This is a genomic window from Olleya sp. Ti.3.14, from assembly GCF_038154885.1.
Lineage (GTDB): Bacteria > Bacteroidota > Bacteroidia > Flavobacteriales > Flavobacteriaceae > Olleya.
This window is the reverse complement of the sequence record NZ_JBAKAO010000001.1, coordinates 678,052-699,550: the sequence shown is the minus strand read 5'-3', so window position 1 is coordinate 699,550 and position 21,499 is coordinate 678,052. Positions and strand designations below refer to the sequence as shown.

The window sequence follows — 21,499 nt, the reverse complement described above, 5'->3', positions numbered from 1 at the left end:
CAAATTATGAAAAAAATCATTTACTCAATTGTAACCTTATCATTATTAGTCTTTTCATGTTCTAATGACGATGACGCATTTACACAACCAGAACCATTAGGAGCTTATGAAAACGGAATTTTTGTAAGTGCAGAAGGTGGACCATCTTCAATTTCTTACATATCAAATGATTTTTCTGTAACAGAAAATCAAGTCTATTTTAATGTTAATAATGAAAACTTAGGCGTGTATTTACAATCTGTAGGTTTTAATGATGATAAGGCTTATATCGTTGTTGATGCAGGAACAATCACAGTTGTTAATCGTTATACTTTTGAAAAATTAGGAACGATAGACACTGGTTTAACGTTACCAAGATATATTGCTTTTGATGGTAATACTGCTTACGTTTCTGATTGGGCTGATCCAAATGATGCTACAGATGATTACATTGCTGTTGTAGATTTAAACTCTAATACAGTAACATCTACCATAGCTGTTGCTGAAGGACCAGAGCAAGTTTTAGTTAATTTGGATAAAGTGTTTGTATCACATAAAGGAGGTTACAATACTAATAATATAGTAACAGTAATTAATACTGTGGATAGCACTACAGACACAATTACTGTACAATCTAAACCAGACGAAATGGCCATAAATAATCAAGGTCATTTGGTTGTGCTTTCTGGAGGTAACGAACCATGGACAGGTAACGAAACACCAGCAGCAATAACAAAAATAAATGTTGCAGATAACGCTATTGTATCATCTTTTGTTTTTGGAATAGGTCAACATCCAGGTTTAATGAGTTATAGTGATGGTAATACATATTACATTTTAGATAATGCAGTATATGGATTGTCTGATACAGATACTAGTTTACCAACAGCTTCATTATTTGACATTACTGCGACTAGTGCTTATGGAATGGCAGTAAAAAACAACTTGCTATATGTAACTGATGCTGGAAACTTTTCAGGAAATAGTACTTTAAAAGTATATGATTTGTCTTCTGGATCAGAAACCAATAGTTTTGACGTTGGAGTCATTGCTTCTAAAGTGTACTTCAACTAAGAAATAGTCAATAAAACCACAAACCAACCATTAAAAAGCCTCTAAATAATTTAGAGGCTTTTTTATATTTTATACTTAAGGTGATAGTTACGGAATTAAGTCACAATACCACACACCATAGGTTTCGGCATCACTTTTACAGATATCATTATCATTGGTTTTAGGTGCATTATATTCTCGGTATACTTTTTCTCCAATAGTAAATGGGATTGGGTTTTTAAAGATTGGTCCATCAAAACAAAAGGTATGGAATTCGCCATTTTCTCCACAAGAATCAACACCTTCGGGTAGATTATCTATAAAATGTTCATCTATAATAGTCCCTACAAAATCTTGATCAAAGTATTTAGAGTTTGCACAAACCACTATGGTTTTAAAACCAAGCGCTAAAAACTCAGTAATAAGTTGTTTTGTATCGCGCTTCCATAACGGAAAAACGGTTTTTATATTTTGTGTGGCTAGTTGGTTTTCTCTGTATACTTTTAAGTCTTCTAAATAGATATCGCCAAATGCACTATGTGTAAAATTGTCATCCTTTAACGTGGTTACAGCCTTTAGCATAATGTCTTCATAAGTGTCCATGCTTGGCATTTCTGGAAGTTCTATTAGACTGGACTTAATACCTAAAGCTTTGGTTTGTGCTGTTAGTAACTCCAATCTTAAACCATGCATGGTCACACGATTAAAATGGGTGTTAACCGTTGTAATTAATTGTTCAACAGAATAAGTTTCGTCTTGTTGTAAATAATATAAGGCTAAAGCCGAATCTTTTCCTGTGCTCCAATTAAAATATGTTTTATAGCTCAATAGGTTTTGTTTTTTTTCTTTATTTAAATACGTTTAATCCTTCACTGTCAATGTACATGTTGTCTTTTGTAATAGTATTAAGCTTTGAGTAATCTACTATTTTTAAGTTATTTAAAATAGGTTGGTTGCTAAAACGTCCATTACCTGTAATATGTTGAATGGCTCTTGCTAAAAGAGGTTCGTCTTGTTGTCCTAAAACTCCATAATTTACTACGTTTTCTTCTAAAGTTAATGTTGGTATTAAACCAGTTTCATATTCAAAAAAACCATCAGCATTCTCGCTTTTTCCAACTAGAGGCTGCATTGCCCAAGTGTGATTTGGATTAATACCTGTGGTGCAATTATAATTACAACTTGGACTATCATATAAAGTCGTCGAAAATTCATTTTTACCAACAGTAATATCACCAATATGTATGACATCAAGGTGTGGTCTTAAGCAATTTATAACCAACTCGCTAGCAGAAGCAGAACTGCCTTGCGCTAAAATGTATACTTTATTTAAGTTTAAGGTATTAATAGATGTACCATCAGAGAGTTGATTGGTAAAGTATTTGTTAACCTGAGTATCGCTAAGGGTTGCTTGTATTTTATTATTCCATTGTTGTTTTAAAAATACTGAGGTTGTAGGTTCTCCTGCAATCATACTTCCTAAATTAATAGCACTATTAACGCTACCTCCAGGATTGTAACGTAAATCTAGGACCAAGTCTTGGACACCTGCTGCAGCAAATTGACCAAAAATACTATTAAGCTGTTGGTCATAACCGCTTGTAAAACGATTATACATTAAATAACCAACTTTAATACCTTCCACTGTAAAGGTATTTGCTATTAAAATTGGATTTTCTTCATATACTTGTTTTGTAAGTGTAACGGTTTCGCCTGTTAGAACAGGATTGTCGGATGCATCTAATTCGGCAAGACCAAGAGTATAAGTATCGCTTCCAAAAAATAATAAGTTTCTGTAATTGTTTTCTGTTAGTTGTATTCCGTCTACGGTTAAAAAAAAGTTTCCACGTTGTAAGTTGTTTGTGGATGCGCTTGTATTTGGTAATACATATTGTACAACACCAAAAGCATTACTGCCACCATCAATTAAACCAACACCAAACTCCATTCCGTTGCTTTTAGATACACCATTTAAAGCGTTGTTTAAAGCAAAATAATCGTCTACAATCCAACTAAAACGATCTTGGTCAGATAATAAGCTATAAAACATTTGGTCAGGCGTATCAAAACTATTTAAAAACTGAGTATAGTCTGCAGTATCTAAAAATCGGTCATCTGCTAAGTCCGTAATTTGATCCTGCCAATAATACCACGTATTTAATCCAGACCAAATAAAATCTTTAATCTCTGTGTCAGAGATTGGGTTGTCATCCATATCTTGATAACATCCAAAAATAATAAACGGAAGTATAAGGACTAGGTATTTTATATTCATTTTTTTCATAGCACTAAAGGTTCTTTTTCATTATAAAAGTACTTACTTTATTTTATATTGAAAATAAATTGTAACAATTATAATAGTTGTTCGTCGTAATAGAAACCAACCAAAATGACGCAGTCAGAGTTTTTAAAATTAGTAATGCCTTTTAAAGATAAGGTCTTTCGTTTAGCAAAACGATTGCTAGTCTCTAGAGAAGAAGCAGAAGATGCCACTCAAGAGGTGTTGTTAAAATTATGGCGAAACAAAGGTCAAATAGAAAATTATAAAAATGTGGAAGCATTTTCCATTACTATGACTAAAAACTTTTGTTTGGATAAATTAAAATCCAAGCAATCGCAAAATTTAAAAATAGTACATAGTAATTATCAAGACCACAATGTAGCACTACAAAAGCAAATAGAATTAAATGACAGCTTACAATGGGTAGCAAAGATTATTGAAGATTTACCAGAACAACAAAAAATGGTAGTCCAATTAAGAGATATTGAGCAATATGATTTTGACGAAATAGCAAAAATGTTAGATATGAATCCTACAGCAGTGCGTGTAGCACTATCCAGAGCTAGAAAAATAATAAGAGAAAAATTAACAAGTACACATAATTATGGTGTTAAATAATATAGAAGACTTACTAGAAAAATACGAGAATGGCCAAACCACTCTACAAGAAGAAGCACAGTTAAAAGACTATTTTAACCAAGAGACTGTCGCACCACATTTAGAGTATTATAAAGCAATTTTTGGTTACTATACGGTTAACCAACAGGAGACTTTTACTAAACACGTACCACTAAACACTAAAAAGAAAATCAATTTTAAGTGGTTAAGCGTTGCAGCAGTAGCAGTGTTAATGGTTGGTATTTATCTGACCAGACCAAAAGAAGAAGTTATTACAGAAGCCGATAGGATAGCCTATAATCAAGCAAAAGCTTATCTAGAGTTGGTCTCAAAAACCTTTAATAAAGGGACTGCACAAGTTAGCTATTTAGGTGAAATTAATAAGGCTGGCACACAAGTTGACTATTTAAAAGAAATGGAAAACCCAATAGGACGTATTTTAAAAATTAGAAACATAAAATAATATTAAAATTTAAAACCAAATACAATGAAAAAATATATAACAATTACAGTATTAGCCATATTATTAATGCCATTAACAGGTATGGCTCAGGATATTTTTGAAAAATATAGTGATGATGACAAAGTAAGTTATGTGTCCATCAAACCTAAAATGTTTCAGATGTTAGCAAAAATAGATATAAATACAAATGATGCTGAAGCTAAAGCTTATATGGATATGGTAAATAGTATTACCAGTTTTAAAACTATGGCAACAGGTGACAAAACTATAGCTAAGGATATCACTAAATGGGTTGCAACACGCAGCGCTGTTTTAGAAGAATTAATGGAGGTTAAGGACAATGGAGTGGTCATGAAGTTTTATGTAAAAGAAGGTAAAGACAGTGACCATGTAAGTGAGTTGTTAATGTTTATTAATGGATTAGAAGCAGCAATGAAAGATTCTGATATTGAAATTAATGGAGAAAAGCGTACTATCGAAACTGTAGTAATATCTTTAACAGGTGATATTGATTTAAATCAAATTTCTAAATTAACTCAAAAAATGAATCTTCCAGGAGGAGAGGAGTTAAAAAAGAAAAGTAAAAAATAAACCCATGAAAAAAACCTTCCAAACCGTAATAACACTTCTTGCTTTAAGTATTGTTTTAGTAAGTTGTAGAGACCAAAACTCTATACAAACCTATTTTGTAGATCATCAAGAGTTGCCAGCTTTTATGTCCTATGACGTATCTGCAGATGTAATAGATTTTTCTAAAGCTAACTTAAATCCAGACGAGCAAAAAGCATATCAATCTGTAGATAAACTAGACATTTTAGCCTATCGTATTAAAGATAATAATTTAGAAAGTTACAAAACAGAGTTGCAAAAAGCTAAAAAGGTCTTTAATAACAAAAAGTATGAAGAACTAATGGAGTTTAAAGACAAGGGTGTTAACGTTAAGGTTAGTACATTAGGTAACGCAGATGCAATTGACGAGTTTTTAGTGCTTGCTAGCTCCAATGATTTTGGATTTACTATTGTACGTATTTTAGGTGACAACATGAAGCCAGAAGAGTTAGTCAAGCTAAGCGATAAACTTAAAAATGCAGATGTAGATCAAGCACAACTTAAAAGCTTAACTAACTTTTTTAAATAAAAATTAAATTACTATAAACAAAAAGGCTTATCCATTGGATAAGCCTTTTTATATTTTAAATCTAATTGACAGTAAAAAATATCTCTCTAATAAAGTTTGTGTACTTAAAGTAGTAGAGTAGTCAGTAGAATTCAATTCTTCAAAAAACTTTCTGTTAAGCAAATTATTAAATCGTAATTCATATTCTATTTTCTCATTTTTTTGAACATAATTAAAGATGGCATCCAAAAAGGTAAAACTGTTATTTCTAGTTTTTAAATTTGAATCAAAATATTTTGCTTCCATAATAAAATTAAATCTGTCATTTACAAATTTAGTCGAGAAGTTATTTTGAAAAGTTGAAAAATTCACTTGGTTTAAACCTTCTGTTGAAAATGAATTATTTTGAAATACAATCGAATTTTCAAAGTTTAGTTTATTATTAAAGCCAGTTCTAATGTCTAGTTTTAGCAATAAAGATTGACTTTTGTTATCTCTTATATCATTATTATTTAAAGTATTTTTATAATTATTGATCGTTAAAGTACTTTTTAAATCTATGGTAGATTTAATAAAATTAATATATTTTTCAGTTTCAATTCCTAATCGATAATTACTATTATCTAATTTTTCTAAATTAGTTATGTTTAATGAAGTGTCTTCCTCTATAAATAAAGTGTTTAGATAGTCATAATTTACTTTCGCATAGTTGAAATAAGAATTAAATTGAAATAAATTATAAAAATCATTTATTTTATATCCTATAGATACATTTTCACTTCTTATACGATTAAACTCAAAAGTGTTAGATAGTATGCTTCTATTTCCAATTTGAATAAGTCCAGAATACATTTTATCCAGTTCTGGTAATCTGTTGTTAATATTATAATTAATATAGATATTAGAGTGTTTAGTTAAACCCAAATAAGTAGTTAGTGATGGATTATTAATAATCTTTTTATTTTTTGTTGAGCTTGAATTGTTATTTATTTTTACATCAGAATAAAATAAGCTGTTTTCAAAAACAAATCTCCATTTGTTAATTTTAAATAGATAGTTAAAGTCAAAATATAAATTATTATCTCTAAATGTAACATCATTATTATTACTAAAATGGTTAAAGTTAACAATGTCATTATTAGATGTTAATAAGTTTTTTTCGCTTTTAATACCTAACGATAACGAATAATTTCCATTTTTTAGTTTAGATAAATATTTTGAAGATATATTAAAAGAGTTTTTAATAAATTTTGCGTCTTGATTTATGGAACCACTAGATGTTACGTCTATATTATTGAAGTCTAATTCTTGAGGAATGGTATTTTTTGATAGTTTACCAACCAATTGAAAAGCACTATTATTATTTAATTTATTTGTGTACTCTATGTTTTGATTAATAAATAAATCTTCACTCTTTTTTATTTCCCTAAATACTGAATTATTATTTGTACTAAATGAATTTATATCTAAGGTAGTATAATCTATTTTACCTTTAACATTTAAAATAGAGTTTTGTTTAGGTCTATGTATTAACTCATAATCTAAAACATTTACTTTTGGTTTTTTATTTTGGTCATAAATATTTGTAATTGATAAATCAATATTATTAAAATTTGTTTTAGTTGTATTGTTTAGTTCTAAGTTATCGGTTAAATAATTTGCATTAATCCTTAATGATGTTTTGTTTGAAAACTTATTTAAAACATTAAAACTTCCAAATAAGTTGTTATTTGACCCAACATACTCTTCGGGTATAAGAATATTAAAATTGTTTGATGCTAAATAATTATTAGTTCTAAACCTAAGCTCATTAATTTTTGATAAGTCAAAATTATTCGAGACAAAATTATAAGGACTAACATTTTGATTAATGTTATTATAATTAAGTAATCCAAACCCTTTTATTTTTTTTGAAATAGAAAGAATATTAGACATTAATCTATATTTATTTTCAACACCCAAGCCAATATTAATATCTCCAGAGACGTCAGTTTTACCTTTTTTAAGTGTTAAATTTAATGCTACATCCTCTGTGTTTTTAATGCCTTTTAATAATGGGTTTTTTTGGTAATCTTCAATAGCTTCAATTTCCTCAATTATTTCCGGATCAATATTTCTTGTACCTATTGTATAATTATCATCAAATAAATTGTCATTATCTAAAAGTACACGTGTTACTCGTTTGCCTTTAAAAGTTATAGACCCGTTTTTTGCAATATTTATTCCAGGTAGTTTTCTTAATAAATCTTCAACGTCTCTTTCTGTTCCATCTTTAAAATTATTTGGTCTAAAGACTGTAGTGTCGTTTTTTATTAAAATTGGTTTTTTACTTTTAACAATGACTTCTTCTAAAGTAGATATGGTTTCTTCTAGCTCAAAATTTACAATATATGTTTTTTTAGAAATTTTCTCTTTTTGAAGTTTTTTTAAAGAAGATTTATGACTTAATATTGATGTTTCTATTATTATTTCATCGTATTCGGAAGGAAACTCGATTAGATAAGTTCCGTTTTCATTACAAGTTGTATATGATAGAATAGTATTTTCATTATTCTTTATCAAAATATTTACAAAAGGTAATTTCTCATTTGATTGATTGTCTATAATAATGCCAGAGATAAAATGTTGTGAAAATAAATTATCACTATTTAAAAATAAGAAGACCATAATAAATATGGCTTTAAGGGTTGTTTTTATAGTGTTCAAAATCAATCTTTAATATATGGAGCGGTTTCTAATATTATCGTTTCAATTTTCTTTTTTGGTAGTGATCTTGTGGTACCATTTTCTCCTCGATAGTTTTTTAATTCATAATATTTTTTTTCATATTCTTTTTTGTAGGATTCCCAAGTTATGGGTTTTAAATCAATTTCGTCAAATGGGTTACTAATAGTTTCATTTGTTTTTTTTATAACAATCTGGTTTGCATTCATTTTAAAAACTTTATCTGTAGATTCTACAGATAAAATAACTCCAGGTAATCCATAAAATTTCCATGGTCCTGTTGGATATGGTATTTCTAAAGTGAAATATGCAATATATTCTCTTCCTCTAAAATGGGTTTTAGCTTTCTGACACTTGTAACCTAATATTTCTCTTTTTGAAGTATCAATTTTCCAATCAAAAAGATTCATAGTGTCTTTTACGTAAAATGGTTTCATTGAAACTCTTTCAATGCTGCTTATTTTTTTTTCTATAAAATTTTTAAATATATGAGGATTTTTTTTTGCCTTTATCGCATAAACAGAGCCACCTTCTTTACCTGCTTTTTCTTCCTCAAAGTTTAAATTTCCAACAAAGTCCATTTCGTAATTTGATGCAGTATGGTTAAAAGTTAATCTAGCATCAACACTTGTGGCTGAGGGTAATTCTTTCATATGAATATGGTGCGTATAATCAATTATGATTATATTTTCTTGTGCAAAAGATATTTTTAAAAAAAAGAAAAGTAAAATTAAAAGGTTTTTTTTCATAGTGCAATTTTTTTAACTCAAGGTTTAAAATTTTAAACCTTGAGTAAGTATTTTATTAAGGATAAGTACCACCTTGTTCTGAAATGTATCGATGTGCTGCCATAGTAGCAAACAAACAATCTGTTTCAGGAGTAGTCCCATAACCATAAACTGTTTCAACAACTTCTCCATTGTAAGTTATTTCTGCTCTACATCTATAACCTTTGTCGTAATGAAAATTGTATACTGCAAAATTAAGGTCAGATGTTTTAGAGTTTAAAATTTTAATAGTTGCATTTTGTTTTTCTATCACTTCTGCTTTAGAAAAAGAAAATAGTCCCAAACTAAGTACAAGTTAAAAAAAAAATATTGGATAAAAACGATGAAATTCTGTATTTAAAAAACAAACTTAACAAGTTAGAAGATAAATTGTTTAGCTAACAAACTGCAAAAGCATACATAGATCAAGCACAACTTAAAAGCTTAACTAACTTTTTTAAATAATAATTAAATTACTATAAACAAAAAGGCTTATCCATTGGATAAGCCTTTTTGTTTATTACAACAATAAACCTGTTGTTTTTACTTTTTAATTTTTGTTTCAAAAAAGTCATCGTCTCCATTACTGGATTTTTTAACTAGTACAAGGTTTAAAATAACGGTTAAATAAACAACAACAACCAACCCAACGTAAATCGGGTTACTTAATAAGTCTGTAATACCTCCAATAAATAAAAGTATAACAGTTACAGTGCAAAGTATTAAAGATGTCTTGTCATTAAACATGTTATATTCCTGTGTAATTACTTGGCGATATGGCTTTTAATTCTGTTTTAATAGCATCACTGACCTCTAAGGTATCAATAAAATTTGAAATAGAGGTTTTATTAATCGCTTCATTGGTTCTAGTTAATCCTTTTAAAGCCTCATAAGGATTAGGATAGCCTTCACGTCTTAAAATAGTTTGTATAGCTTCTGCAACGACAGCCCAATTGTTTTCTAAATCAGCTTCAAATTTAGCTTGGTTTAATAATAATTTGCCTAAACCTTTAAGCGTTGATCCAAAACCAATTAAAGTATGACCAAAAGGGACACCAACATTACGTAAAACAGTACTATCAGTTAAGTCACGTTGTAATCTTGAAATAGGTAATTTTGCAGATAAATGTTCAAAAATAGCATTAGCTATTCCTAAGTTACCTTCACTGTTTTCAAAATCTATTGGGTTAACTTTATGTGGCATAGCACTACTACCAACTTCTCCAGCTTTAATTTTTTGTTTAAAATAATCCATAGATACATAGGTCCAAATATCTCTATCTAAATCTATAATAATAGTATTAATACGTTTTAAACAATCAAACAAAGCAGCCATGTGGTCATAATGCTCGATTTGAGTTGTTGGAAACGAGTGGTATAATCCTAATTTTTCTTGTACAAATGTTCCTCCAAAAGTTTTCCAATCTATAGTTGGATAGGCCACTTTATGTGCATTAAAATTTCCGGTTGCACCACCAAATTTGGCAGCACTTGGGATATCATTTAATAAGTTAAATTGCTCTTCTAAACGTACAGCAAATACTTCAATTTCTTTTCCTAAACGGGTTGGAGACGCTGGCTGACCATGTGTTCTAGCTAGCATTGGTATATCTTTCCACTCTTCAGCAAGACGTTTTAATTCTTTTAAAACATTTAAGTATTCAGGTACGTAAGCCTCATTCATAGCATCCTTAATACTTAATGGGATTGCTGTGTTGTTAATGTCCTGAGACGTTAATCCAAAGTGTATAAACTCTTTAAATTCGCTTAAACCTAAAGCATCAAATTGTTCTTTTATAAAATACTCAACCGCTTTAACATCATGGTTGGTAACTTTTTCAATATCTTTTATAGCCTGAGCATTTTCAGTAGTAAACGATTTGTAAATGTCACGCAATGCTTCAAATTTACTAGAATCTACACCTTTAAGTTGTGGTAGTGGCACTTCGCATAAAGCAATAAAGTATTCGATTTCTACTAAAACACGGTATTTAATTAGTGCTTCTTCAGAGAAAAAATCTTGTAGTTTTTCAATTTTATTTCGGTAACGACCATCAATTGGAGAGATCGCATTAAGTTGATTTAAAGACATAAAAATAGTTGTTTTTTAACAAGCTATAAATATAGTTTTTTTAACGGGAAGACTAAAGGATTACGCTTTAAGAATTAATTAAAATAACAATTTTTATTTTTTAGTTTTATGTAAAATTTGCTTTGCTCTGGCTTTAAAAGCTGCACTTTGAGAAGCAAAATCACGTTCCAAAATGGTTATTAATTCTGGATGGACCCAATCATAGTCTTTACCAAACAAAAATAAAGTATTCATGCTATACGCTTTTGCAGCAACTTTAGCATCTGTAATTAACCAATCAAAACAAGCTTCAATAATTTTTTCCCGATGTCTCGGAAGTAAGGCCTTTTTTAATTTAGAAGGCGTTTTACCATAGTAGGCAATTGCAATATATTCGCAAATTTTTGCAACAGGTCTTTCTGCCGAATCTATATGCACACGACCCATGTTTTCTGTAAATGTATCTAAATAAGGGATTAAGGCATCTAGGTTTTCTTTACACATAAACTCTAAAACCCAAGCTGCTCTTGGAGATATTTTATCATCTACCTTAAAGGTAATATCTAAAATTTTAGGAATCAAACTGGTATTAGCCAATAACATTTGTGCATAATACAAACGTTTTTCACGAGAATGATTAACATAATTTAATTCTTGATATAAAGCGTCAGTCGTCAAAGATTTATTATTTTTAAAGTCTAAAAATAACTAAAATGAAATTACTTAAAAAGATTGGACTAGTTTTATTACTGGTTTTTATAGTTGCACAATTTTTTTCGCCTGAAAAAAACCAAGGTAATACAGAAGATTTAACCGCTTTTTTAAACGAAACAAAACCTTCTCCAGAAGTTAAAACCATTCTTGAAACCACATGTTTTGACTGTCATAGCAGTAATACTAACTATCCATGGTATGATAAAATTACACCAATAAACTTTTGGTTAAATGAACATGTTGAAGACGGTAAAAAACATTTAGATTTTTCTAAATGGTCAGATTACTCTATAGAACGTAAAGACCATAAATTTGAAGAACTTGCTGAAGAAGTTGAAGAAAAGAAAATGCCTTTACCAAGTTATACTTGGACGCATGGAGACGCTAAATTATCCGATTCGCAAATAAAAGCAGTAGTGGATTGGGTAAATCAAGTTAGAATGGGCTATGCATTAGCACCAAAAGCAGAATAAATTTTAATATCTAAATATCCCTCAATTGGCACCTAAAGTTTTAATAATTGGATTTGTTTGGCCAGAACCTAAAAGTTCTGCAGCTGGAAGTAGGATGATGCAATTGATTGAAGTATTTCAATCAGCTAATTATGACATTACTTTTGCTAGTGCTTGTGCTAAATCGGATAATGCATTTGATTTATCAAGTATTGGTGTTACCATAAAAAACATTGTATTAAACGATGCTAGTTTTGATACATTTATAAAAGACCTAAATCCATCCATAGTTATTTTTGATAGATTTATGGTGGAGGAGCAGTTTGGTTGGCGTGTGGCAGAACAATGTCCTGATACCTTACGTATCTTAGATACCGAAGATTTGCATTGTTTACGTAAAGGACGTGAGCAAGCGTTTAAAGATCAAGCTATTTTTGATAAAAATTACTTGCAAAATGATACTGCTAAACGCGAAATTGCAAGTATTTTACGTTGCGATTTATCATTTATTATATCACAAGTTGAGGTAGAGATATTAGTAAATCAATTTAAAATAGATGAGCATCTATTATATTATTTACCATTTTTATTAGATCCTGTATCGCCAGAAGCCCAAAGAAATAGTCCTAAATTTAAAGACAGAAACCATTTTATTACCATTGGTAATTTTATGCATAAACCTAATGTTGATGCAGTCATGTTTTTAAAATCTAATATTTGGCCACTTATTAAAAAGGAATTACCTAAAGCCGAAATGCATGTGTATGGATCCTACGTATCAGAAAAAGCAATGCAATTACATAATCCAAAAGAAGGATTTTTAATAAAAGGTTTTACGGACAATGTTAATCAGGTTATGCAAGACGCTAAAGTCTGTTTAGCACCTTTACGTTTTGGTGCAGGACTTAAAGGGAAGTTAATAGATGCGATGTTAAATGGTACACCATGTGTTACCACAACTATTGGAGCAGAAGGTATGTACGGAACCTTAAAAGATACCAATGCATTTATTGCTGACGATCCTGTTAATTTTGCTAAGCAAGCAGTGGAGTTGTATTCTAATAAAATTTATTGGAATGGGAAGCAAAAAAATGGATTTATGATTATTAATACATTGTATGATAAAGCTATTTATACCAAGGATGTTTTATATAAAATAGAATTGCTTAAAGCAGGATTAAAAGCACATAGGCAACAACATTTTTTTGGACAAATGCTAATGCATCATACCATGCAAAGTACTAAGTTTATGAGTAAATGGATTGAAGAAAAAAATAAACCTAAAGATTAAAGATTAATGATTTAAAAATTAGTAGTCAATTAATGTTAAATAAAAAAGAGCTAAAATTTAAAATTTTAGCTCTTTTTTTATGTGTATTAAGTATTAGCAATTAAGCTGTAACTTCACTCTTTTTAATTTTTCTGTAAGGAAAAGAATTAAAAATACTACGTTTAGCAAAACGTGTTTGCTTGTCGCTTTGAGAAAACTTAATGTATAACGCTTTATTTACACCAAAGTACTCATAAGTATCTCCATTTAAAAAAGTAACTTCTAATAATAAACCTTTATGCTTCCAATCCATAATAGGACTAGTAACCGTTACTGCATATTCTTCTTTGTTAGCCTCAATAGTTTCTGGAGAGATACTAACTAAAAAGTGGTATCCATCAATAACCTTACGACTCATTAATTCTGCTTCTTGCGCTTTTTCATCACCTGCTTGAAACTTATCAGGATGCCATTCTTTAACCAAATTACGGTAAGACGATTTTAACGTTTTTAAAGATAAATCTTGATCTACGTTAAATAGTTTTTTGTACTCATTAATACGCTTCATAACAGATGCTTTTTTTTAATAAGGCGCGAAAGTACTATTTTGTTTTGAATTGAGTGTTAGAAAGTTATAATAAATTAACGTATTTGTAATTTATAGTCTCTAAAACAGCTAATTAGTCTTAAAAGTTAGTTTTTGCTCTCTCTTTTTTTTATATCTCTCCTGGTAAGTATCATGGCTATAATTATAAGAAGATTAGATATTATTCCGCTAAAGGGTCCATTTTTAATATTATTAAAATCTAGATCATAAATATTAATAATTAATAATACAGTAGCAGCTAGAATAATGAAATTTGTAAAATGGAAGCGTGTCATTTGTGGGAGGTTTCTTTTTTAAATTTAATAAAAATTAAATGTCTGTAAATAACTTTTTAAAACGTTTAGGTAATTGATCCTTTAAATATAAGCTTTCATTAGTAAAAGGATGGATAAATTGTAAAGAATAAGCATGTAGATATAGACCTTTTCCGTTTAATATTAAATTTTCAAAGCCATAATCTTTGTCACCTAAAATAGGGTTACCTATACTAAAAAGATGTTTGCGTAATTGATGTCTTCTTCCAGTAAAAGGCTCTAATTGAACTAAATTTAATTTTCCAAAACGTTTAGAATCTATCGTTTGATGTACCTTATATTTTGATTTTGAAGTTTTACCATCTACAGTAGTGGTAATAAAACCTTCTTGTTCCATAGTACCTATAGTTACTGCGTAATACGTTTTTTTTATCGCTCTGTTTTTAAACAAAGTATTTAGGGCACGTATACTACTACTAGTTTTACCAATTAGTAAAATACCAGTGGTAGGGAAGTCTAATCTATGCACAGGCTGTGGTTTTGTTACGTCGCTAAGTTTACTTCTAGTTATATTTTGTGTCAGTGCATTGGTTATAGTTTTAAAGCTATTACCATTAACCAAAATACCTGCTGGTTTGTGGATAGCAGCTAGATAATCATCTTCAAATAAAACCTCTAATTTAAACGTTAGACTTTTTCTTGGAGGTGCATCTTGTGTTATTGTTAAGCAAATAGTTTCGCCTCCATTAATATAAGTTGCAGACGTTGCAATGTTACCATTTACAGTTATGTATTGCTTTTTTAAAACTTTTTTTAAAGCAGATTTTGTTAATGCAGCTTCAAAAATACCAACACCATAATCTTGAAGTCTTATTGGTACATGTTGTTTAGGTACAATATGGGTTTGAGATAAATTGATATTTGTCTAAATTATAATAGGGTTAGAATATTATCGAAGGTACTTGAAATAACAGACAAAATCAAATATTAAATAGAAGTAAATCCACACTTTTTATTACTTTCGCAACTTTAAAAAACAGACTATGATTTCTATAGATAATTTAGCAGTAGAGTTTAGCGGAACCGCCTTGTTTAGTGATGTGTCTTTTGTAATTAATCCAACAGACAAAATCGCTTTAATGGGTAAAAATGGTGCAGGTAAATCAACCATGATGAAGATTGTTGCAGGCGAACAAAAGCCTACAAGAGGTCATGTAAGAGCACCTAAAGACGCTGTTATTGCTTATTTACCGCAACATTTATTGACAGAGGATGATTGTACTGTTTTTCAAGAAGCAGCAAAAGCGTTTAAGCACGTTTATGCTATGCGTGACGAAATGGAAGCGCTTAATAAAGTTTTAGAAACTAGAACAGATTATGAAAGCGATGAGTACATGGCTATCATTGAAAAAGTATCTGATTTAGGCGAAAAATATTATGCTTTAGAGGATGTTAATTACGATGCAGAAGTGGAAAAAGCACTTAAAGGCTTAGGTTTTAAACAAGAAGATTTTACGCGTTTAACTAACGAGTTTTCTGGTGGATGGCGTATGCGTATTGAGCTAGCTAAAATTTTATTACAAAAGCCAGATTTAATTTTATTAGATGAGCCAACAAACCATATTGATATAGAATCTGTTATATGGTTAGAAGACTTTTTAGTTAATAAAGCTAATGCAGTAATGGTAATATCGCATGACAGAGCTTTTATTGATAATATAACCAATCGTACTATTGAGGTAACAATGGGTCGTATTTACGACTATAAGGCTAATTATAGTCATTATTTACAATTAAGAGAAGATAGACGTAGTCATCAAATTAAAGCCTATCAAGAGCAACAAAAATTTATTGCAGACAATATGGCTTTTATTGAGCGTTTTAAAGGGACTTACTCTAAAACAAACCAAGTCACATCACGAGAGCGTATGCTTGAAAAGCTACAAATTATAGAGATTGATGAAGTTGATAACTCAGCTTTAAAACTTAGTTTTCCGCCAGCACCAAGATCAGGAGATTATCCAGTATCTGTACAAAATTTGACAAAAAAATATGACGATGTCGTTGTGTTTAGTGACGCTAATATGTCTATTAAAAGAGGCGAAAAAGTTAGTTTTGTTGGACGTAATGGAGAAGGTAAATCTACTATGATTAAAGCTATTTTAGGGCAAATTGATTATGATGGAGCGTGTAGTCTTGGACACAACGTGCAAGTCGGTTATTTTGCACAAAACCAGGCAGCTTTGTTAGATAATGATTTAACGGTTTTTCAAACTGTAGATGAGGTAGCTAAAGGTGACGCTAGGACTGGAATTAAAAATATTTTAGGTCGTTTTATGTTTAAAGGCGATGATATTGATAAAAAAGTAGGTGTGCTATCTGGAGGAGAAAAAACAAGATTAGCAATGGTTAAGTTATTATTAGAACCTGTTAATTTATTAATACTAGATGAGCCTACTAACCACTTAGATTTAAAATCTAAAGATGTTTTAAAAGAAGCATTAAAATCCTTTGATGGTACATTAGTTTTGGTGTCTCACGACAGAGATTTTTTACAAGGTTTATCAGAAAAAGTTTTCGAATTTAAAGACCAACGTGTAATTGAGCATTTTGAAACTATTGATGCCTTTTTAGAACGAAACCGTATTAAAAGTATTGCAGATATTAATTTAATGAAATAGCTATTTTAGCTTATAGTTTTTAATAGAAAAGACTTCTTTTATTGTTAGCGCATTTAAAGGAAACTCTAAAAATACGTGCAAAAAACTTAAAAAGAATAAAGCAACTAATCCTGTTTTATAATCATATAAGTATAATGCAACTGAAGCTATCCATATACCTAATATTAAAAACCCTTTTTTAACAGAGATAGCTTTTTGCCAACCTATTATTGATGTTTTTGAAAACCAATTTAAATAATGGTAGGTATACGCAAAACCTATAAATATTTGAATCTTTAAACCTACTTCAGATAGTGCATAAAATTTTCCGTTTTCAAATAGATTTAAAAAGCCTGCTATAGTACTATTTACTCCCATCATATTACTATCTACATAAGTGTCAATAGCACTTTGTGACAAATTATAACCTTTGGCATTTATCGGAATTTGCCAAATAATAATAGGAACGCATAATAATATAAAAGCCAATATAAATCCATACTTGCTTTTAGCTTTTAAAGCTCCAAAAATTATAAATAAAAAAGTAAACAGATACACATGTATAAGCGTTGGTAAAAATAGCCCAACAAATAACAAGTATTTTGGCACATACAATGTTAAAGTGAAGGCTAATACTATAGCAATAAATAATATGAGTATTAGATGTTTAACCTTGCTAACAAATATTAATCCTACAGCAAGAAAAAATCCTATTAACAGCAAAGCGTTTGTGTTTTGGTTTATTAATTTTAAAAGATCATTAAAGGTATTATTTAAGCCTAAATCTAAAAATTTGTAAACAGGATATATAGCCAGTATTATGGCAAAAACAGTAAAAAAATACGTCCACTTTATATTATTCTGTACAAAGTAATTACGTTCTTTTAACCAATTAATTTCGGTTAAATAGTGTAATGGTCCTAAAATAGCATAAGAAAACAAAAACAATTCAAAAGGAATTTTTATTGCAATCAATAATGATATGGTAATAAGTCCAATATTAAGAAGGTCTATCTTCTTAGTATTCATATTTATTTAGTGGTTGGTTAATAGCGATTATTGATTAAATATATAACACCTTGACCATAATAACTAATTTGATTAAGTATATTTAACCATTTGGTTTTCAGTTTGTTTGATTGTTTTTTATAAGCCTATGGTGGATTCTATTTGTTCTACCGTTCGTTTTAAAAAATTTGGAGGCGTAAACCTATAGCCAAAATAAAGACTAGCATAACTTTTATCGTTAACCATACTTTGTGTCAGATCCTTATTAATAGCATTAGAGTCAAAATTAAAACTAGCTCCTGCACTTATCGTTTCAGAAGTATATCCAAATTGTAGTGTTAAATCTAATGCTCTCGATATAAAAGTGTCTTTATTTATAGCAGTGTTTAGTTTTTCGGTAGTAAACCTAACACCTACAGCTGGAGCAATAGACGAGGATATAAACCAATGTTCCTTGAAGGCCCAAGTATAATAATAAGCAGGAGCAAAGGAAAGGTCAAAACTATTTTCTGCTACTTTTTGATAATCAATAATATTACTTAATCTATTAAAACCGTATTTTAAAGTTGGGACAAAACTACCAGCTGTTTCTCGTTGCCATTCATTTAGATGTGTTAAATGTTTCAACGAAAAATTATCATTTAAAACATAAGAGGTTGTACCAAGCCAACTTGTTGTTTTTAAATCAGGAAATTGAGCCAACAACTGCGCATTGTTTTCTTGATAAAAACCTTTTACTTTTCTATACTCAAAACTTTGTATCCACTGTTTAATAAAGATATTTAATTGCGAATTCAAAAATTTTGATTTAAAATCAGAAGATCTGCTGCTTGGCGAAAATCCAATTTTTAATCCTAAAAATTTATAGTTAGCACCAACTTCTAACCGATAGGTATTATTAGCATTAACAAGAATAGATTGGTTGTTGTTTTGTATTGAAAAGGATTCGTTTTGCGTGTTAATATTTGATTTTAATAATAGATTTTCTCTAAACGAAAGTACAGCGTTTTGACCAACTACAATTGTACATAAAAACAAAATTAATACTACAAGCCAATATCTCATAATTATAAAACAGAGATAAATGTGTCAATACCCTTAGTGGCAGTTTCTGCAATGACAGTTAAGTTTTTTGAGCTAGAAATTGAAGGATCAGGATCAATAAAAAAGGTTGGTGTGTTTTCTGGCACATAATGCATTAAATTAGCAGCAGGATACACTTGTAATGAGGTACCTATAATTAATAATTTATCTGCAGTCGCGCAAACCTCTACAGCTTTGTCTATTAAAGGTACAGCTTCTCCAAACCATACAATATGTGGTCGTAATTGATGACCATTACTGTCTAAATCACCAAGGTTTAAATCTTTTTTCCAATCTAAAATGTTAGTTTCGGTTTTTGTACTTCGCACTTTTAATAATTCGCCATGTAAATGGATAATATTTGTACTTCCAGCACGTTCATGTAAGTCGTCAATATTTTGAGTAATTATAGTAATTTTAAAATGTTTTTCTAAGTTAGCCAACTCTAAATGTGCTTTATTAGGTTTTACTTGTAATAGTTGACGTCTACGTTGGTTGTAAAACTCTAGGACTAATGCTGGATTATTTACAAAGCCTTCTGGAGAGGCTACTTGCATAACGTCATGACCTTCCCAAAGCCCATCTGCACCTCTAAACGTTTTAATTCCGCTTTCAGCACTAATACCTGCACCTGTAAGTACTACTAGATGTTTCATTTTTTTTACTACATTTGAATTTCGATTATAAACTTAAGATTAATTCCCTTTAATATCTTAAAGCTTAGTAAAAAATTTAAGTTATTCATTTTAAAAAATTAATCCATGAAAACCCTCAAGTATCTTTTTCTTTGTATTTCTATTACATTATTTACCAATTGTTCTGATGATGATGCTTCAGAACAAATAACATCAATAGCTTCAGAAATTTTTAATATCGAAGCATTTGGTGACTCTAATATCTTTGGTACAATAGAATATTTTAAAAATTCCAACAGTACAATAACTATCGAAGTTAATTTGGTTGGAACCGAATCTAATCAGTTTTATCCTGCCAAAATCGCTTTTGACACAGCAGCAGATTATGATGGTGCAAATAGCCAAGTAGCAATAAATCTAGTTCCTATTGATGGTAATTCTGGAAAAAGCAGAACCACCTTTTCTACACTAGAAGATGGTACCACTATATCTTATGAAGCCTTATTAGATTTTGATGGAAATATTGTGATCAATCAAAGCGAAACAAGCAACGTTATTGTAACACAGTCAGATATTGGTCAAAATATATTAACAACAAATACTTTTAGTTATCCTTTAAGCGAAGTTGATGTGAGTGATATTTCTGGAACCATAACCTTTACTGAACGCGTTAATGGTGAAGCTCTTGCTGAAATATCTTTAGTAGGAAGCCCTGAAGGAGGTGTACATCCAGCACATATCCATTCAGGAAGTGTAGCAACAGCACCAGGAGCTATTGCTTTTACATTTAATCCTGTAGTTTCTAGAATTAGTAAAACTAATGTGGCACAATTAGATAACGGTACACCATTTGGGTTTGACGATGTTTTTACTGTCAATGGATACGTTAATGTGCACTTAAGCGCAACTAATTTAGGGGTTATACTAGCACAAGGTAACATAGGAGCCAATTAATTATATTATTAAACTATTTAAAAACCTGATGCTAATACCATCAGGTTTTTTATTTTTATACCATGATAGACTTACAATTATTACAACATCTAGAAACCTATTTAACAGACCATAGATTAGCACGGTTTAAACAAGTTTTAGATCAACGTACAAAACATTTTACTGTCGCAACAGAAGATGTTTACCAATTACATAATACTAGTGCTGTCATGCGTACTTGTGATGTTTTTGGTTTACAAGAATTAAATATTGTAGAAGAAACTAATAGTAAAAGTATTGATGGTGAAATAGCCATGGGAGCGCAAAAATGGGTAGACTTAAACCGTTTTGATACGGTAACAGATTGTATTAAAAACTTAAAACAAAAAGGGTATCAAATTGTAGCAACAACACCACATACCGATGATTGTGATTTGTATGATTTTGATGTCACTAAAAAAGCGTGTTTTTTCTTTGGAAGAGAAACTGAAGGCTTATCTGATGCTGTTTTAAATCAAGCAGATAGCTTTTTAAAAATACCAATGGTTGGTTTTACTGAAAGTTTAAACATATCTGTTAGTGCTGCAATTATTTTACAACATGCAACATCTAAGTTGAAAAAAACAGATATTAATTGGCAATTAACTGAAGACGAAAAGTTAGAAAAAAGACTAGATTGGTGTAAAAAAACAATTAAGAGTTATGACGACATAGTTGCGCGATTTTACAGCGACAAATCGTGATTGACTTTAATTTAGTATATAAAAAAAGCTCAAATTAAATTAATTTGAGCTTTTTTGTATTTCTTGT

At 29.8% G+C, this 21,499-nt stretch carries 23 protein-coding genes; 10 read left to right on the top strand and 13 right to left on the bottom strand.

All coding sequences use genetic code 11. The features are described from left to right. Positions 1 to 6: 6 nt before the first annotated feature. Positions 7 to 1,053 (top strand): DUF5074 domain-containing protein, encoded by a 1,047-nt coding sequence (locus tag V6251_RS03250; RefSeq protein ID WP_341587015.1) that lies wholly within the window; start codon positions 7 to 9, stop codon positions 1,051 to 1,053. Positions 1,054 to 1,140: 87 nt separating this feature from the next. Here the strand turns inward: V6251_RS03250 and V6251_RS03245 are convergent, their stop codons facing one another. Both V6251_RS03245 and V6251_RS03240 read right to left on the bottom strand, forming a co-directional pair. Continuing rightward, positions 1,141 to 1,860, bottom strand: coding sequence for a Dph6-related ATP pyrophosphatase (locus tag V6251_RS03245; RefSeq protein ID WP_341587014.1), 720 nt, complete (start codon positions 1,858 to 1,860; stop codon positions 1,141 to 1,143). Between the two features lie 19 nt (positions 1,861 to 1,879). Then, a complete protein-coding gene (locus V6251_RS03240; RefSeq protein WP_341587013.1) occupies positions 1,880 to 3,307 on the bottom strand; it encodes a S41 family peptidase in 1,428 nt (475 codons plus the stop codon). A gap of 114 nt (positions 3,308 to 3,421) precedes the next feature. Here V6251_RS03240 and V6251_RS03235 point away from each other — a divergent pair, with 114 nt between their 5' ends. The 4 genes from V6251_RS03235 to V6251_RS03220 are packed head-to-tail and all read left to right on the top strand — an operon-like array spanning position 3,422 to position 5,532. Next, on the top strand, positions 3,422 to 3,931 hold the full coding sequence (locus tag V6251_RS03235; RefSeq protein WP_341587012.1) for an RNA polymerase sigma factor: 510 nt from the start codon (positions 3,422 to 3,424) through the stop codon (positions 3,929 to 3,931). After that, complete coding sequence (locus tag V6251_RS03230; RefSeq protein WP_145002129.1) at positions 3,918 to 4,394, top strand: hypothetical protein; 477 nt, start codon at positions 3,918 to 3,920, stop codon at positions 4,392 to 4,394. The genes V6251_RS03235 and V6251_RS03230 overlap by 14 nt, the downstream gene beginning before the upstream one ends. A 24-nt stretch (positions 4,395 to 4,418) precedes the next feature. Continuing rightward, on the top strand, positions 4,419 to 4,985 hold the full coding sequence (locus V6251_RS03225) for a DUF4252 domain-containing protein (RefSeq protein ID WP_145002128.1): 567 nt from the start codon (positions 4,419 to 4,421) through the stop codon (positions 4,983 to 4,985). Positions 4,986 to 4,989: 4 nt separating this feature from the next. Continuing rightward, positions 4,990 to 5,532 carry a DUF4252 domain-containing protein gene (locus V6251_RS03220; RefSeq protein ID WP_341587011.1) on the top strand — a complete coding sequence of 181 codons (543 nt, stop codon included), beginning with the start codon at positions 4,990 to 4,992 and terminating at the stop codon, positions 5,530 to 5,532. A gap of 48 nt (positions 5,533 to 5,580) precedes the next feature. On the opposite strand, the gene V6251_RS03215 is transcribed toward V6251_RS03220, so the two are convergent. The 6 genes from V6251_RS03215 to V6251_RS03190 all read right to left on the bottom strand — a co-directional run bounded on the left by V6251_RS03215 (position 5,581) and on the right by V6251_RS03190 (position 11,751). Next, a complete protein-coding gene (locus tag V6251_RS03215) occupies positions 5,581 to 8,217 on the bottom strand; it encodes a carboxypeptidase-like regulatory domain-containing protein (RefSeq protein WP_341587010.1) in 2,637 nt (878 codons plus the stop codon). Between the two features lie 2 nt (positions 8,218 to 8,219). Beyond that, positions 8,220 to 8,984, bottom strand: coding sequence for a GLPGLI family protein (locus V6251_RS03210; RefSeq protein WP_341587009.1), 765 nt, complete (start codon positions 8,982 to 8,984; stop codon positions 8,220 to 8,222). Positions 8,985 to 9,039: 55 nt separating this feature from the next. Next, entirely contained in the window at positions 9,040 to 9,306 is a 267-nt protein-coding gene (locus V6251_RS03205; protein WP_341587008.1) for a hypothetical protein, read from the bottom strand. Positions 9,307 to 9,545: 239 nt separating this feature from the next. After that, complete coding sequence (locus V6251_RS03200) at positions 9,546 to 9,749, bottom strand: hypothetical protein (protein WP_341587007.1); 204 nt, start codon at positions 9,747 to 9,749, stop codon at positions 9,546 to 9,548. A 1-nt stretch (position 9,750) separates the two neighbouring features. Beyond that, positions 9,751 to 11,094: an adenylosuccinate lyase gene (gene purB / locus V6251_RS03195; RefSeq protein WP_028281772.1), complete on the bottom strand. Its 1,344-nt coding sequence runs from the start codon at positions 11,092 to 11,094 to the stop codon at positions 9,751 to 9,753. Between the two features lie 93 nt (positions 11,095 to 11,187). After that, positions 11,188 to 11,751 (bottom strand): adenylosuccinate lyase, encoded by a 564-nt coding sequence (locus V6251_RS03190; protein WP_341587006.1) that lies wholly within the window; start codon positions 11,749 to 11,751, stop codon positions 11,188 to 11,190. Between the two features lie 35 nt (positions 11,752 to 11,786). Here V6251_RS03190 and V6251_RS03185 point away from each other — a divergent pair, with 35 nt between their 5' ends. Together V6251_RS03185 and V6251_RS03180 are read left to right on the top strand one after the other, a co-directional pair. After that, positions 11,787 to 12,260 carry a heme-binding domain-containing protein gene (locus tag V6251_RS03185; RefSeq protein WP_341587005.1) on the top strand — a complete coding sequence of 158 codons (474 nt, stop codon included), beginning with the start codon at positions 11,787 to 11,789 and terminating at the stop codon, positions 12,258 to 12,260. Between the two features lie 25 nt (positions 12,261 to 12,285). Continuing rightward, positions 12,286 to 13,530: a glycosyltransferase gene (locus V6251_RS03180; RefSeq protein ID WP_341587004.1), complete on the top strand. Its 1,245-nt coding sequence runs from the start codon at positions 12,286 to 12,288 to the stop codon at positions 13,528 to 13,530. A 100-nt stretch (positions 13,531 to 13,630) separates the two neighbouring features. On the opposite strand, the gene V6251_RS03175 is transcribed toward V6251_RS03180, so the two are convergent. Further along, complete coding sequence (locus V6251_RS03175) at positions 13,631 to 14,077, bottom strand: KTSC domain-containing protein (RefSeq protein ID WP_145002118.1); 447 nt, start codon at positions 14,075 to 14,077, stop codon at positions 13,631 to 13,633. A 348-nt stretch (positions 14,078 to 14,425) separates the two neighbouring features. Then, positions 14,426 to 15,013 carry an RluA family pseudouridine synthase gene (locus V6251_RS03170; RefSeq protein WP_341587167.1) on the bottom strand — a complete coding sequence of 196 codons (588 nt, stop codon included), beginning with the start codon at positions 15,011 to 15,013 and terminating at the stop codon, positions 14,426 to 14,428. A 400-nt stretch (positions 15,014 to 15,413) separates the two neighbouring features. On the opposite strand from V6251_RS03170, the gene V6251_RS03165 reads away from it, so the two are divergent. Beyond that, positions 15,414 to 17,051: an ABC-F family ATP-binding cassette domain-containing protein gene (locus V6251_RS03165; RefSeq protein WP_341587003.1), complete on the top strand. Its 1,638-nt coding sequence runs from the start codon at positions 15,414 to 15,416 to the stop codon at positions 17,049 to 17,051. Here the strand turns inward: V6251_RS03165 and V6251_RS03160 are convergent, their stop codons facing one another. The 3 genes from V6251_RS03160 to V6251_RS03150 form a co-directional block, all read right to left on the bottom strand. Continuing rightward, complete coding sequence (locus V6251_RS03160; protein ID WP_341587002.1) at positions 17,052 to 18,059, bottom strand: hypothetical protein; 1,008 nt, start codon at positions 18,057 to 18,059, stop codon at positions 17,052 to 17,054. Between the two features lie 117 nt (positions 18,060 to 18,176). Continuing rightward, positions 18,177 to 19,103 carry a DUF4421 family protein gene (locus tag V6251_RS03155; protein WP_341587001.1) on the bottom strand — a complete coding sequence of 309 codons (927 nt, stop codon included), beginning with the start codon at positions 19,101 to 19,103 and terminating at the stop codon, positions 18,177 to 18,179. Positions 19,104 to 19,105: 2 nt separating this feature from the next. Further along, on the bottom strand, positions 19,106 to 19,777 hold the full coding sequence (locus V6251_RS03150) for an SIR2 family NAD-dependent protein deacylase (RefSeq protein ID WP_341587000.1): 672 nt from the start codon (positions 19,775 to 19,777) through the stop codon (positions 19,106 to 19,108). 105 nt (positions 19,778 to 19,882) lie between these two features. Here V6251_RS03150 and V6251_RS03145 point away from each other — a divergent pair, with 105 nt between their 5' ends. Then, the gene (locus tag V6251_RS03145; protein WP_341586999.1) at positions 19,883 to 20,710 is read left to right on the top strand and encodes a hypothetical protein; all 828 of its coding nucleotides are present in this window, start codon (positions 19,883 to 19,885) and stop codon (positions 20,708 to 20,710) included. A gap of 62 nt (positions 20,711 to 20,772) precedes the next feature. After that, the gene (locus V6251_RS03140) at positions 20,773 to 21,432 is read left to right on the top strand and encodes a TrmH family RNA methyltransferase (RefSeq protein WP_292946636.1); all 660 of its coding nucleotides are present in this window, start codon (positions 20,773 to 20,775) and stop codon (positions 21,430 to 21,432) included. The last annotated feature ends 67 nt before the right edge of the window (positions 21,433 to 21,499 follow it).

Excerpts from the sequence above, each read along its gene's own strand:
- V6251_RS03250 (WP_341587015.1), top strand. The coding sequence starts at position 7 with ATGAAAAAAATCATTTACTCAATTGTAACCTTATCATTATTAGTCTTT.
- purB (WP_028281772.1), bottom strand. The coding sequence starts at position 11,094 with ATGTCTTTAAATCAACTTAATGCGATCTCTCCAATTGATGGTCGTTAC.
- V6251_RS03155 (WP_341587001.1), bottom strand. The coding sequence starts at position 19,103 with ATGAGATATTGGCTTGTAGTATTAATTTTGTTTTTATGTACAATTGTA.
- V6251_RS03235 (WP_341587012.1), top strand. The coding sequence starts at position 3,422 with ATGACGCAGTCAGAGTTTTTAAAATTAGTAATGCCTTTTAAAGATAAG.
- V6251_RS03160 (WP_341587002.1), bottom strand. The coding sequence starts at position 18,059 with ATGAATACTAAGAAGATAGACCTTCTTAATATTGGACTTATTACCATA.
- V6251_RS03140 (WP_292946636.1), top strand. The coding sequence starts at position 20,773 with ATGATAGACTTACAATTATTACAACATCTAGAAACCTATTTAACAGAC.
- V6251_RS03165 (WP_341587003.1), top strand. The coding sequence starts at position 15,414 with ATGATTTCTATAGATAATTTAGCAGTAGAGTTTAGCGGAACCGCCTTG.
- V6251_RS03210 (WP_341587009.1), bottom strand. The coding sequence starts at position 8,984 with ATGAAAAAAAACCTTTTAATTTTACTTTTCTTTTTTTTAAAAATATCT.
- V6251_RS03200 (WP_341587007.1), bottom strand. The coding sequence starts at position 9,749 with ATGTTTAATGACAAGACATCTTTAATACTTTGCACTGTAACTGTTATA.
- V6251_RS03150 (WP_341587000.1), bottom strand. The coding sequence starts at position 19,777 with ATGAAACATCTAGTAGTACTTACAGGTGCAGGTATTAGTGCTGAAAGC.
- V6251_RS03145 (WP_341586999.1), top strand. The coding sequence starts at position 19,883 with ATGAAAACCCTCAAGTATCTTTTTCTTTGTATTTCTATTACATTATTT.
- V6251_RS03185 (WP_341587005.1), top strand. The coding sequence starts at position 11,787 with ATGAAATTACTTAAAAAGATTGGACTAGTTTTATTACTGGTTTTTATA.
- V6251_RS03175 (WP_145002118.1), bottom strand. The coding sequence starts at position 14,077 with ATGAAGCGTATTAATGAGTACAAAAAACTATTTAACGTAGATCAAGAT.
- V6251_RS03220 (WP_341587011.1), top strand. The coding sequence starts at position 4,990 with ATGAAAAAAACCTTCCAAACCGTAATAACACTTCTTGCTTTAAGTATT.
- V6251_RS03230 (WP_145002129.1), top strand. The coding sequence starts at position 3,918 with ATGGTGTTAAATAATATAGAAGACTTACTAGAAAAATACGAGAATGGC.
- V6251_RS03240 (WP_341587013.1), bottom strand. The coding sequence starts at position 3,307 with ATGAATATAAAATACCTAGTCCTTATACTTCCGTTTATTATTTTTGGA.
- V6251_RS03225 (WP_145002128.1), top strand. The coding sequence starts at position 4,419 with ATGAAAAAATATATAACAATTACAGTATTAGCCATATTATTAATGCCA.